The organism is Bradyrhizobium sp. BTAi1 (assembly GCF_000015165.1).
Classification (GTDB): Bacteria; Pseudomonadota; Alphaproteobacteria; order Rhizobiales; family Xanthobacteraceae; genus Bradyrhizobium; species Bradyrhizobium denitrificans.
Genome location: NC_009485.1, coordinates 1,323,710 through 1,336,858 on the forward strand (window position 1 = coordinate 1,323,710; position 13,149 = coordinate 1,336,858).

Consider the following 13,149-nt stretch of genomic DNA (forward strand, 5'->3'; position numbering starts at 1 on the left):
GATGCACGGTCGCGATTGGCTACGACCTGGAATGGGGGAACGTTGAGGAGACCAACTGCGCAAGAAGGTCTCCATGTCGCTGGGTTGCGGAGTGACCAGTTGACCTCACGTCAGCTTGATTCCTCGACGCAGACGTTCTGCCGCAAGCGCAGCGTTTTCTCGTTCGCCTGCTTGATCTGAGCCGACGCCTCGGTAGTCGATGAGGCCGCGCTGAGGGCCATGAACTCATCGAGGTCTGCTTTGGCGTACCGGATCGCTCTCCCGATGCGGGAGAACTTGGGGCCACCGCCGTAAAGACGCCGTTTTGCCAGAGTGGATGTAGAAGTGTTGAGATAGTCGGCCGCCAGACGCGGCCTCAAGTACGCGGGTTCGTTAGGTGTTTTTGCCTGTGACATGGTTGTCTCGCGGAAACTTCCGGACTAGCCCGGAAGCGAGAGACGACACATAGATGCGATGGCTGAGGGTTAGCGGGAGCAGTTAAGGCTCAAATCTTGGATTCTCGTTCCCGCAGCTTCCTTGGTGGGCGCAGGCACGCACACATGATTCGTTCGAGGCCTCAGCCGGGAGCGCGAGCTTTTGAAACCCGCGATTTCGCTTGATCAAGAACCCGTTGGGCGAAATTATCAAAACTTGCGAGCGTCTCTTCGGAAGCCTGCCTTAGGTTACCAGGATAGCTCGGAAGCAGTTGAGTGCCCCAGCCAGCAATGATCTGGAATAATGTTGTTTCGCGTAGACGGCCGAATTTCCTGAGGGCTGCCTGAGCCCGCGTTCGCATCGATTCGTATGAACCGCAATGACGACATTCGCCAGGAAGCCAGGACTGAAGGATCAGCATGACCCTGATATAGGGCGATTCACTGTTTGATTTGTCGAGGCTCTTGCCAGCTATTTTAAGTCCCGCTGCCCTCAGTTCCTTTGTCACCAAGCACACCCAGGCGACCCATTGGTCCTGTTCGATACGCCCATTTCGCTTCTCCTGACCCAAGGAGTCGAGAGCCTTTTGACTTACCCCGACCGCGATCAATCCAACAAGCGCAACTTGCCCGATTGAGGTCAGTTTCGACATTCGAGAAAACAGCTTCTCGTCGATAGGCGGCATAAAATCCCCTAGATCGGCACCAGGAGGGGTGAGTGCCTCAATTAGCCGCTCGGTCGCGGCTAACCACGAGTCAATCGCCAGTTTGGCATCCTTCGCCAATACGGACCGCTTGGGAGAGTAGATCGGGCCGATGTTTGCATAGACGGTTGTGGCAAGATGAATCCTTTCCCGAGACTCTGAGGTCAATTTGATGCCTGCTGCCGTCTCCACTTCGCGCCAGGCGTTCTCTGTATCGCGGACCACGTACCTATGAATCTTCTTCAGGGGCAGGCGTGCACCGTCACCTTTGAGTCTGGCCATATCAGCGAGGCTTTCTTATTGCCGACGATTTTGGCGCAACGTTTCTCGACTGCGCAACATGCCCAGCGTCGTCACCCATAGCAGCAGAGATACTGGCGGCAATCTTGTTCGATGCCTTCTGCAGAGGATCAGAATCAAGATGAGCGTAGCGTTGCGTCGTGCTCGCCTGCGTATGTCCAAGCAATTTTCCGATGATGGGCAGCCCAAGACCGGCACCGGCACCGACGCTCGCGTGAGTGTGCCGCAGATCGTGGAGCCTAACACCTTGCAGTTTCGCTCGTGCAGAGATTGTTCGCCACGGCCTGTTTAGGTCGGCGCGTGGCTTATCTTCCTGTTCGGAAAAAATGACGTATTGGCCCTTGCGGTCGAGGCTGGACAAAACTGCAAGGGCGGGCACATTGAGCACGATAGCCTTTCGTCCTGTTTTGGAGTCCGGCAACAGCAGCAATCCGCGTTCAAAGTCCACGTAATCCCACTTGAGGTGAAGAATCTCGCGTAGGCGAGCGCCGGTCAGGATCAACAGGCGTAGCGCTGCTGCCGTATACGAGTCGATCTTGGTTCGACGATTTTCGGGTTTCGGTGCGTGTTTGGAAGTCGGCTTTGTCTCGTCGATCTCGTAGGGAATGCCGACCGTCTCGGCTTCCCGGATTGCGCTGCCAAGGCGGGCGAGTTCGTCGGAGTTCAGGAACCGTTCGCGCCGATTCTCCCGGAAGGCTCGAATTCCCTTGGTCGGATTGTGGCCGACCGGAACGATGTCGCAGGTGACCGCATAGCGAAAAATCGACGAAACGCATTCCAGGGTCCGGTTTGCATTCACCGTGCTAGTCTTGCCGATCTTGGTGTGCAGCCGCGCGAGATCGGCGTTCGAAATCTTGTGGAGCTTCAACTTGCCAATTTCGGGGTTGGCATGTCGGCGAACGGCAATGCGGTAGTTCGCGACCGTGCCAGGCTTCAACTTCGGTTCGGCTTCCTCGGACAAGTACCGTTCGGCGAATTCGCTGAATGTTAGTGATTGGCGCTCGTGAAGCCTATCCTTCATTGGATCGCCGCCCAACGCCACGTTGGCAAGCAGCTCCTTCGCGGTCTGGCGCGCTTGCTCCGGCGTGAACTCGCGCGACCCAAAGTAGTACCGCCTCTTCGCGACGCGCCGACCACCGGCACCCGGCCGATATTCTATGAACCAACTGAGCGAGCCGCTCGCGCCGATACGAACCCCGAACCCTCGCAATTCCACGTCGTATTGAATGGCGGGGAGAGGACCAGCAGCGATGGCGTCAACAGTGCGTTTGGAAAGCTTGATTGGCATACCAGTGGAGAAATGGGGTGTCGGTTTGTTCTTCGTGTCGCCACCGTGTCGCCACCGTAGCGGAAATGACAGGACATCACCGAAATCTAAAAGTCAAATAAATAGTGCGAAAACAAAGACTTATGACACGTGAGGACACGTGGGGAACAGGCGGGAATGAGCAATCATCGTACTCATAACCTGAAGGTCATAGGTTCAAATCCTATCCCCGCAACCAACGACACTCCCGTAGCCGCCTCGGCTGCGGGAGTTTTGGTTTTTGCTCCCCTAGCCGATAAGCTCCGCAGCGACAAAGGTGAGGAGGCCCGCAAGCTGTGGGCTACAAAAAGCCGGCGCGAATTAGAGGCGATCGCGGCAAAAGGTCACAAGCTGGGGCGAACTGTGTAACCAGTTCGTCGCTCATGCAACGCGATATCTCCTTGCGTCAGTATCTGCGCAAGAAAATGGGTGAAATGCGAGCGGCTCACAAACGTTCGGCGCAATCTACAATAGTCGAGCCGCCGCGGCAGCGATGCGCTGGCAGGCGTCGCGAAGCTCGGCCGCTGAGGTGGCGTAGGAGATCCGGAAATAGGGCGCGAGGCCGAAGGCCGAACCCGGGATGACGGCAACGCCGGCGGCGCGCAGAAGATAGTCTGCGAACACTGTATCATCTTCCACAACGCGGCCATCCGGCGTGGTCCTGCCGATGAGGCCTGCACAACTCGCGAACGTATAGAAGGCGCCTTCTGGGACGCAGCAGCTGATGCCTTCGATGCTGTTCAACGCGTCGACGACGAGGTCGCGCCGCTGCTGAAACGACCGGCAGCGGTCGGCGATGACATCCTGCGGTCCTGTCAGCGCCTCGATTGCGGCGGCCTGACTGATGGACGAGGGGCAGGAGGTCGATTGGCTCTGCACGACGGCCATGGCCTTGATCAGCGCGCTGGGGCCCGCGCCATAGCCGATGCGCCAGCCGGTCATCGCATAGGCTTTGGAGACGCCATTCACCGTCAGGGTGCGGTTGCGCAGCGCCGGCTCGATGGCGACTGGCGTGACGAAGCGAAAGCCGTCGTAGACGATGTGCTCGTAGATGTCGTCGACCATGAGCCAAACGGAGGGATGTTTCAGCAGAACGTCGAGGATCGGCCGGTATTGATGTTCCGAGTATGCGGCTCCCGACGGATTCGACGGCGAGTTCAGCATGAGCCAGCGGGTGCGAGGCGTGATGGCGCGCGCGAGATCCTCGGGCGACAGCCGAAAGCCATTGGCTTCCGAGCACGGCACGAGAACCGGCGTCCCGCCCGCGATCGCCACGATGTCGGCATAGGTCACCCAGAATGGCGTGGGGATGATGACTTCATCGCCGGGATCGAGCGTTGCCATCATGGCGTTGAACAGCACCTGCTTGGCGCCGGCCGAAACGGTGATCTCGTCCTGCGCGAAGTCGAGGCCGTTGTCGCGCTTGAACTTGGCGCGAATGGCGGCCTTCAGCTCGGGCGAGCCGTCGAGAGCGGTGTACTTGGTGGCGCCATCGCGCATCGCCCGCGCAGCGGCGTCCTTGATCGGCTCGGGCGTGTCGAAGTCCGGCTCGCCCGCGCCGAGGATGATGACATTTTGGCCCTCTCTCTTCATCTGCGCGGCGAGCCCGGTGACTTTCAGTATCTCCGACACGCCGATCGCGGACAGCCGCTGCGCCGGCTTGAACGGAGACGGTTGTTTGGCGAGCACGTTCACGGGCCGCTCCTCTCAGGCGAGGTCGAACTTGACGCCCTGGGCGAGCGGCAGCGTGCGTCCGAAGTTGATGGTGTTGGTCGCGCGCCGCATATAGGCCTTCCAGGCGTCCGACCCAGATTCGCGTCCGCCACCAGTCTCCTTCTCGCCACCGAACGCGCCGCCGATCTCGGCGCCGGAGGGGCCGATGTTCACGTTCGCGATTCCGCAGTCGGATCCGCGCGCCGACAGGAAGGTTTCCGCCTCGCGCAGATCGTTGGTGAAGATCGAGGACGACAGCCCCTGTGGGACGTCATTGTGCAGCTCGAGCACCGCGTCGAGATCGCGATAGGTCATCACGTAGAGGATGGGCGCGAAGGTTTCGTGCCTGACGGGACCGGTCTGCGTGGACATCTCGACCAGCGCCGGGCGCACATAATAGGCCTCGTCGGCTCCCGCCAGCGCAACGCGCTCGCCGCCGAGCACGTGGCCGCCAACGGCACGCGCCGCATCGAGCGCCTTCTGCATGCTCGAATAAGCGCCATGGTCGATCAGCGGCCCCACGAGAGCGCCCGCCTGGAGCGGATCGCCGATCGTCACGCTCTGATAGGCGCGCTTCAGGCGCGGCACGAAGGTGTCGTAGACGGTCTCGTGCACGAAGAGACGCCGGAGCGTCGTACAGCGCTGGCCGGCGGTGCCCATCGCAGCGAACGCAACACCGCGCAGCGTCAGGTCGAGGTCTGCCGTCGGTGTTACGATCGCAGCGTTGTTGCCGCCGAGCTCCAGGATCGCCCGCGCAAATCGATTGGCGAGCCGCGGGCCGACCGCGCGGCCCATCGCGGTCGAGCCGGTGGCCGAGACCAGCGGGACCTTGGTGTGATCGACCAGAATCTCTCCGATGTCACGTCCGCCGAAGAGCACCACGGACAGCGCATCCGGAGCCGGTCCGCCCGCCTGCTTGAAGCGCTCGAGCGCGCGCGCGAACAGCGCCTCGGTGGCGAGCGCAGTCAGCGGCGTCTTCTCCGACGGCTTCCAGACGATGCTGTTGCCGCACACCAAGGCCAGCGCCGCATTCCAGCACCACACGGCCACCGGGAAATTGAACGCGGAGATGATGCCGGTCACACCGAGCGGATGCCATATCTCCATCATGCGGTGCTCGCTGCGCTCGGTAGCGATGGTCAGGCCATAGAGCTGGCGCGACAGGCCGACGGCGAAGTCGCAGATGTCGATCATCTCCTGGACCTCGCCCAGACCCTCCGAGGCGATCTTGCCGACCTCGATCGAGACCAGCCGGCCGAGCGCCTCCTTGTTGGCGCGCAGCTCCTCGCCGAGCAGCCGCACGAGCTCACCGCGCTTCGGCGCAGGGACCTGCCGCCATTCCAGAAAGGCGGCGTGCGCCTTGTCGATCTCGACGGCCGCCTGCGCGGCGCTGACCTCGTGCACGCGTCCGGTGATCTCGCCGGTGATCGGGGTCCGCGCGACCAGCGTGCCGCCCTTATGCCGGCCGGGCTCGACGCCGAGCCTGGCAAGCAATGCGTCCACTTCGTCGGCGAGCGATGTGATGGAACGGGACGGCGTATCGGTCATGGCAAACGGCCTTTAAACGGTGGATGCGAAGAGTTGTCGCGATCAGCCCGCGGCTAACGGGCGATCGCCGTGCGTCCGAAATGCGGTGATTTCAGCTGTAGCAGAGCCTGCTGCAGCGATTCCTGCTCCGCCCTCGCGTACAGCTCCATGTCATCGCAAACCTTGGCGCCAAGGGCGGCCTCGAATGCGGACCGGCTGGCGTTGGACGCGTAGGTTCTCTGATCCTCGGAGCCGAGATTCGACTGGAAGATGCCGGCAGCGCTCACCGGGAGAAAATCCTCGTAGATGATCGGATCGAAGCGCAGCAGCCCCTCGGCAATCAGATCATCGACGGAGGACGTCCAAGCTTGGCCCGATCCAGCCCCGGCCTCGGTCGCCGAATAGCGGAAGAAGGCCAGGCCTTCCTGTCGTAGCGTTGCCCAATCATCGGGAAACGCCGCAAAGCGTTCGGCCAGTCTCTCGGAGTAGCTGCGCGTGCTTGCTTCGATACCGTCGGTTTCGCGCGCCGACGCAAGCAGCGCGTCGTAGAGCGCGCGCCCTTTCGGCGTCAGGGCCACGCCGCGTTGTTCGATCTCGCCGAAGCGCGCAGTATGTGTTCCGGGCGCCGATGTGCCGTCGTCCCGCATGAAGATGATCGGTTCCTCCAGCGCCTTGAAGCTGGTCTGGCGCAGCAGGATTGGGCAGCCGCGGCGCGGCGGGCCCTCGATGACGGCCTTCGGCGCGATGCCGCGTCCGGGCATTCCGGCCTGGACAGCGTCGATGTCGAGCGTGCGCGGTGTCAGATGATTGATGTGGGGACCCCTGAAGCTCACCACGTCGGCAATCAGCCGATGTGCATCATGCAGCTGCTGGTAGACGTCGAGGCTGACCGTGGCCTCGCTGTGCCAGCGGAAGGTCTCCAGCGCTTCGCCGACGAACTCCTCGGCCTGCGCGACGGTCAGGTAACCCTGCGTCTCGAACACCTCCACGAGCTCGAGGGTGCGCGGCGTGAAGATGCTGCGCTCGCCGAGGATTCGCTGGGCTGCCGCGCGGAGCGCGTCGTCCTCGATCAGCTCCAGGCGCAGCAGCGAGGTGAAGACCCGAAACGGATTGCGGCGCAGAGCCGCATCGTCGATCGGGCGAAACGCCGTCGCATGCACCGGCACGCCCGCGGCCGACAGGTCGTAGTAGCCGACCGGGTGCATGCCCATCACGGCAAACACGCGGCGCACGTTGAACAACTCCTCCGGGCGTCCCAGGCGGATCGCGCCGTGACGCTCGAGGCTCAATCGCTCGAGTTCGTCGCTCCGCTCGAGGCTCTCGCGCAACTGCTCGCTCTGTTGCAAGGTCGCCCGATTGACCTCGCTGACCAACTCCATCAGCGTTCCGTATTGCGGCACCTCGGCGCGGTACATGTCCGACATGGCGCGCGAAAACAAGGTGCGGATGTTGTCGGCGTCCGCGTGCAGTGCTCGCATCGGAGATCTCCAGTGGGGCCGGACCAGCCTGATCGTGCGAGGCCCTGATCGCTCAGTCATGCAATTTAATCATGACATCTGCAGATTAGACTTGTCGCTGGGGCCGGTTCAAACAATGATTGCTCAGAAGATCATTCTGAATTGGAATGACCCGATGAGCATCCAGACACCGCGCCGCTTCCTGCCCTCTACCGCAGTCCTCGCCGCCTTCGAGGCGACGGCCCGCACCGGCAGCATGACGATGGCGGCGCAGGAGCTCCAGCTGACACAGAGCGCGGTCAGCCGGCAGATCAAGATCCTAGAGCAGCAGCTCGAGGCCGAGCTATTCATTCGCGAACGCCAGACGGTGCGGCTCACCTCCGCCGGAGCGTCCTATGCGCGCGAGATCCGCGACGCGCTCCACAAGATCAGCTCCGCCTCGTTGAACTTGCGGGCTAATCCGGGTGGGGGAACGCTCAATCTCGGCATTCTCCCGACATTCGGGACGCGCTGGCTGGCGCCGCGGCTGCCGCAATTCCTCGCGGCCAATCCCGGGATCACGATCAACCTTGCGACGCGGCTGTCCTATTTCGATTTCGGCGCGGAAGCCCTGGATGCTGCCATCCATTTCGGCCAGGCGGAATGGCCGGGCGCAGAAATGGCCCTGCTGCGCTCCGAGCAGGTCATCCCGGCGTGTAGTCCCGGCCTGAAACGGGAGTATCGCTTTCGTGCCGCCGACGATCTCAGGCGGGCGCCGCTGCTTAGCATCTCGACCCGGGCCCAGGCCTGGACGCGCTGGTTTGCGATGCACGACGTCGCAGCCAGGGCAGCCCAGGGAATGGTGTTCGATCAGTTTGCGACCGCGGCGCAGGCGGCGATGGCGGGCCTGGGCGTCGCCTTGTTGCCGACATTCCTGATCGAGGAGGAGCTTGCGAGCCGCAAGCTGGTCCGCGCCATCAATCTGCCGATGGAGAGCCCGGAGCGCTACTATCTGGTCTGGCCATCGGAGCGTGCAGCCTATCCGCCGCTTCGCGCGTTCCGGGAGTGGCTCATCGCGGTGACCGCGCCTGATCGATAGACAGGCAGGGGTTGACTGGAAGAAGTGCTGGACCGTTTTGGCCAGAACGTAATAATTTCCCTTCGTTTTGCTCAGAAACGATCAATTCGAAGAGGTAAGATATGGCCCGCCCCGCGGACGCCAGGAAGGATCAGGACCTCATCAACATCCTGATGTCCAACGCGCGGACCTCGATTTCCGATCTTGCGAAGGCGCTCGGCGTGTCCCGGGCGACCGCGCAGGGGCGATTGGCAAGATTGGAAAAGGACGGAACAATCGCCGGCTACACTGCGATCCTGGGCAAGCAGGCGCATGTGACCTCGATCTCGGCGATCATCCTGATCGAGCTGGAGGTCAGGCAGCAGGGCAACGTCATTGCCGCGCTGCGGAAGAAATCTGAAGTCGTGGACTGCTACACGCTGAGCGGCCCGTTCGATCTGTTCGTCAAGATCAACTGCGCGACGTCGGCGCATCTCGACGAAATCATCGACTGGATCGCCGAGATGGATGGTGTTCGACGCACCACGTCGTCGATTCTTCTCGCCAGGAAATTCGAAAGGTGAACAATGCCTGGGCAAATCCTGCCTCGTTGTCGTTCTTCTCGCTTCGATTGTTAGCAAGATGTCTCGTTTCCCGTCGAAACGAGTCTTAGTCCAGCGGTTTGCAATTATATTCTTCCTATAGCCGGCGGTTTGGATATTTATGCCGCGCCTATGCTCCTGAATAACAACTGAGAACAAGGAGCATTTGAAAATGAACGGTGCAACCGCGCTCGTGAGCATGCTGTCCGGATATGGCGTCGACGTCATCTTCGGCGTCCCGGGCGATACCAATGTCGCGCTCTATGAGGCTCTCAGAATGACGAAGGGCGCGCCTCGCCACATTCTGTGCCGTGACGAACGTTCGGCGGTGTTCATGGCGGACTGCTATGCGCGCCTGTCTGGCAAGCCTGGGGTTGCGGAGGTGCCGAGCGGGGCCGGTGCGCTCTACGGTCTGCCCGGCGTCGCTGAAGCCAACAAATCGTCGGTGCCCCTCATTCTGCTGGTCAACGACATCCCGCAGCCGGGCGTCGGGCGCGGCACGCTGACCGAGCTGCCCGTCCAGGATCTGTTCAAGCCGATCAGCAAGCGGGCCGAGACGCTTGCTCATGTGCGAAAGCTTCCAGAGGTCGTGCGCCGCGCCTTTCGCGAGGCCACCGGCGGCCGGCCCGGCGCCGTCGTCCTCGCGCTGCCAGAGGATATTCTCTACCAGGACCTGCCCAGCGAGGGCGTGTCGTTGCATGTCGAGCCGCAATGCCGGCAGGCGCCGTCCTATAGGAGCAGGCCCGCCGACGCCGATCTCGACAGCGCGCTGAACGCGATTCTCGCCGCCGAGCGTCCGCTGATCGTTGCGGGCGGCGGAGCCAATCGGTCTGCAGCGGCGGAGGCGATCACCGCCTTTGCCGAGCGTCTCGGCATTCCCGTCGTCACCACGATCACCGGGCAGGGCGTCATTCGCGACGACCACAAGCTCGGGATCGGAATCATCGGCGACAACGGCTTTCATCCGCACGCGGTATGGGCGCTCGGCCGTGCCGATCTCGTGATCTATGTCGGCTGCCGCATGGGGTCGGTCGCCACCATGAATTGGCAGTGGCCGGTCCCGAACGGAGAGACCAGGATCGTTCAAGTCGATCTCGAGCCGGAAGTCATCGGCAATACCTACGCCATCGATTTTCCGCTGGTGGGTGATGCGCGTGCGGTCGTGGAGGCCTTGATCGCCAAGGCGCCCGCCGATCATGCGTCGGTGACCGCTGCATGGGTCGACGAGATCAACAGCCGTCGCGCCGACTTCTGGGATGTGATGGCGCCGCATCTGCAAAGCGACGAGGTGCCGCTGCGGCCCGAGCGGGTGATTGAAACGCTCAACCGTTGCCTGCCGATGCCCTGCAACGTGGTGTCTGATGCCGGTACGCCGACACCCTATGCCACGCGTTTTCTTCGCCTGCGCGATCCGCAGTCCAAGCTCGTGATCCCGCGCTTCTACGGCGGACTTGGATACGCCATTCCGGCGGTGATCGGTGCCTACTTCGCGGCTCCCCATCTGAGGCCTGTTGGCCTGTTCGGCGACGGCTCGCTCGGCATGTCGGCCGGCGAGTTGGAGACGCTTTCGCGCCTGCAAGTTCCGGCAGTCCTGATCCATTTCAACAATGCCTGCTTCGGCTGGATCAAGGCCCTGCAGCGGGTCGTCGACCGTGATCGTGCGCGCAAGGCGTCCGAGCATAGCCCTGCCGTACCGGTCAACGACCCGACGTTCAGCGTCGACTTCGGCAAATACGACATGAGCCGGCTCGCGTCCGTCTATGGCATCCGCAGCTTCCGGGTCGAAACGCCGGCGCAACTGGAGGCCGCGTTGCGCGAGGCGTTCGAGCTGAACGAGCCGGTCTTCATCGACGTTGCGGTGGAATCCATCGCCGATCGCCTGCCGCCGGTATTCTCATGGCTCAAGAAGGTCGGGGCCGATCCGGCGGCCGTCGGCGTTCAGGCTGCTCTCTAGGAGGGGTTCGAAATGGCTCAATCGTCGAAAAACATCGCTGTTCTCGGTGCCGGGCAGATCGGTGCCGTGATCGCCGGCATGCTCGCGGAGCAGGGGCACAAGGTGACGCTGGCGGACGCATCGGACGCGCAGCTCGGCTTGAGTGTCGGACGCATCTTCGCTACCAAAGTGGTGGATGCCGGAGACCTAGCTGCCCTCCGCGCCTTTCTGAAGGAGCAGGAGATCGTCGTCAGCGCATGTCCGTATTTTCTCAACCGTGGCATTGCGCAGATCGCCGCGGAGACCGGGACACACTATTTCGACCTGACCGAGGACGTCGCCACGACCGCCTACATCAAGGACCTTGCAGCGGGCGCCGACGTGATGTTTGCGCCGCAATGCGGCCTGGCGCCGGGTTTCATCTGCGTGCTCGGGGCCGAGATGGCATCGCGGTTCGATAGCGTGAGAACCATCAAGATGCGCGTCGGCGCGCTGCCGCTCTATCCGACCAATGCCTTGCGTTACAACGTGACCTGGTCCATCGATGGCCTGATCAACGAGTACTGCAATCCGTGCGAGATCGTTTTCGACGGCAAGCCGATTGCGGTACCCGCGCTGGAGGGGGTCGAGGGCGTGATGATCGACGGCGTCGCCTACGAGGCCTTCAACACCTCGGGCGGCCTCGGCACCTTGACGGAGACCCTGGCGGGCAAGGTTCGCGACATGAGCTACAAGACCTTGCGCTACCCCGGGCATGCCGAGATCATGAAGCTGCTGCTGCAGGGTCTGGGGCTTGCTGACGACCGGGAAACGATGCGCCGCATTCTCAACCGCGCCGCCCCGTTCACGCACAAGGACGTCGTCGTGATCTTCGTCACCGGCATCGGCGAGCGTAACGGCCGCATGGAGGAGGACAGCATCGTCCTGCGCTACGATGGCCGGCCCGAGCTCGGGGCCATCCAACTGACGACGGCCGCGGGCTGTGTCGCGATGGTCGAGCTGTTTCTCGCGGGCAAGCTTCCGGCGAAGGGCTTTGTGCGCCAGGAGGATGCGAGCCTGTCGGACTTCCTGTCCACCCGTGAAGGCAGCCGGCTGGCCAGGGAGGCCCGCAGCTCCGAAACGGGTGACTTTGCCGCTCGCTTTGCTAGCAAGAGAGCTGCATGAATGTGTCTTGTCCGCGGTATCGACGCGCGACGTCCTGAGTTCAACACCTACAGGGGGAGTTTGAGAATGGTTAATCGTCGCGACATCGGATCGCTCGTGGGACTTGGCGCAGCCGCGGCCGCACTCGCAGCTGGCTCGGTCGCATCGCCGGCCCTCGCGCAGTCGCAACCGGAGAGCACGTTCGCGCAAATTCGCCGGACCAAGAAGCTTCGGATTGCCGGTATCGTCGGTACCGAGCCCTACTACCACAAGGACATCGCGACCGGGCAATGGTCGGGCTTCTGCGTGAGCATGGCGACCGAACTCGCCAAGGCGATGGAGGCCGAGGTCGAGATCATCGAGTCGACCTGGGGCAACTCGGTGCTGGATCTCCAGGCCAATAAGATCGACATCATGTTCGGACTGAGCCCGACGCCGTCACGGGCCCTGATCGTGGAATTCACCCGCCCGATCATGAACAACACGTTTACCATCATCGCGAAGTCCGGCTTCGAGCCGAAATCGTGGGATGACCTCAACAAGCCGGAGGTGAAAGTGGCCGTGGACATCGGCTCTACGCACGATCTCTACGCGCGGCGAACCCTTCCGAAGGCGACGCTGGTTGCTCTCAAGTCGCCGGATGAGGCTGTGCTGGCGGTGCAATCCGGCCGCGCCGACTGCCTGATCCAGGTCGCGATGCTGTCGCTGGTGACCGTCAAGAAGAACGCGAAGGTCGGCAAGGTCATCATCCCGACGCCGGTGGCCGCGCAGCCGACCTGCTGCGGAGTGCGTGTCGATTCCGATACCCGTTTCCGCACCTATGTCGACAACTGGCTGGAATATAGCCGTGCCCTCGGCGCGTTGCGCGAATGGATCCTGGGGAGTCTTTCGTTGGTGAACATCCAGGAGCAGGATATTCCTCCTGGTCTCCAGTTCTGATGCTGTCCATCGATCTGCCCGCGTCCACGTCTGACGCGGGCAGTTTTGTGTCAGGGCCACGCTGAGCTGGCCCGCA

Annotated in this window: 11 protein-coding genes; 5 read left to right on the plus strand and 6 right to left on the minus strand. The window is 62.4% G+C overall.

From position 1 onward, the window contains the following. Positions 1-110: 110 nt before the first annotated feature. From BBTA_RS39905 to BBTA_RS05890, 6 genes are all read right to left on the minus strand, one after another. The gene (locus BBTA_RS39905) at positions 111-395 is read right to left on the minus strand and encodes an AlpA family transcriptional regulator (protein ID WP_012041527.1); all 285 of its coding nucleotides are present in this window, start codon (positions 393-395) and stop codon (positions 111-113) included. Positions 396-556: 161 nt separating this feature from the next. Next, positions 557-1,399 carry a hypothetical protein gene (locus tag BBTA_RS05870; protein WP_012041528.1) on the minus strand — a complete coding sequence of 281 codons (843 nt, stop codon included), beginning with the start codon at positions 1,397-1,399 and terminating at the stop codon, positions 557-559. 1 nt (position 1,400) lies between these two features. Further along, positions 1,401-2,705 (minus strand): site-specific integrase, encoded by a 1,305-nt coding sequence (locus tag BBTA_RS05875; protein WP_012041529.1) that lies wholly within the window; start codon positions 2,703-2,705, stop codon positions 1,401-1,403. 483 nt (positions 2,706-3,188) lie between these two features. After that, positions 3,189-4,418 (minus strand): pyridoxal phosphate-dependent aminotransferase, encoded by a 1,230-nt coding sequence (locus BBTA_RS05880; protein ID WP_012041530.1) that lies wholly within the window; start codon positions 4,416-4,418, stop codon positions 3,189-3,191. 12 nt (positions 4,419-4,430) lie between these two features. After that, entirely contained in the window at positions 4,431-5,984 is a 1,554-nt protein-coding gene (locus tag BBTA_RS05885; RefSeq protein ID WP_012041531.1) for an aldehyde dehydrogenase family protein, read from the minus strand. 53 nt (positions 5,985-6,037) lie between these two features. Next, positions 6,038-7,441 (minus strand): VOC family protein, encoded by a 1,404-nt coding sequence (locus tag BBTA_RS05890; RefSeq protein WP_041750369.1) that lies wholly within the window; start codon positions 7,439-7,441, stop codon positions 6,038-6,040. A gap of 154 nt (positions 7,442-7,595) precedes the next feature. On the opposite strand from BBTA_RS05890, the gene BBTA_RS05895 reads away from it, so the two are divergent. From BBTA_RS05895 to BBTA_RS05915, 5 genes are all read left to right on the plus strand, one after another. After that, positions 7,596-8,498 (plus strand): LysR family transcriptional regulator, encoded by a 903-nt coding sequence (locus tag BBTA_RS05895; protein ID WP_012041533.1) that lies wholly within the window; start codon positions 7,596-7,598, stop codon positions 8,496-8,498. Between the two features lie 101 nt (positions 8,499-8,599). Next, entirely contained in the window at positions 8,600-9,040 is a 441-nt protein-coding gene (locus BBTA_RS05900; RefSeq protein ID WP_012041534.1) for an Lrp/AsnC family transcriptional regulator, read from the plus strand. A gap of 190 nt (positions 9,041-9,230) precedes the next feature. Next, a complete protein-coding gene (locus BBTA_RS05905) occupies positions 9,231-11,012 on the plus strand; it encodes a thiamine pyrophosphate-binding protein (RefSeq protein WP_041750370.1) in 1,782 nt (593 codons plus the stop codon). Between the two features lie 12 nt (positions 11,013-11,024). After that, positions 11,025-12,155: a saccharopine dehydrogenase family protein gene (locus BBTA_RS05910; protein ID WP_012041536.1), complete on the plus strand. Its 1,131-nt coding sequence runs from the start codon at positions 11,025-11,027 to the stop codon at positions 12,153-12,155. A gap of 66 nt (positions 12,156-12,221) precedes the next feature. Beyond that, a complete protein-coding gene (locus BBTA_RS05915; RefSeq protein WP_041750371.1) occupies positions 12,222-13,073 on the plus strand; it encodes a transporter substrate-binding domain-containing protein in 852 nt (283 codons plus the stop codon). Positions 13,074-13,149 lie beyond the last annotated feature (76 nt).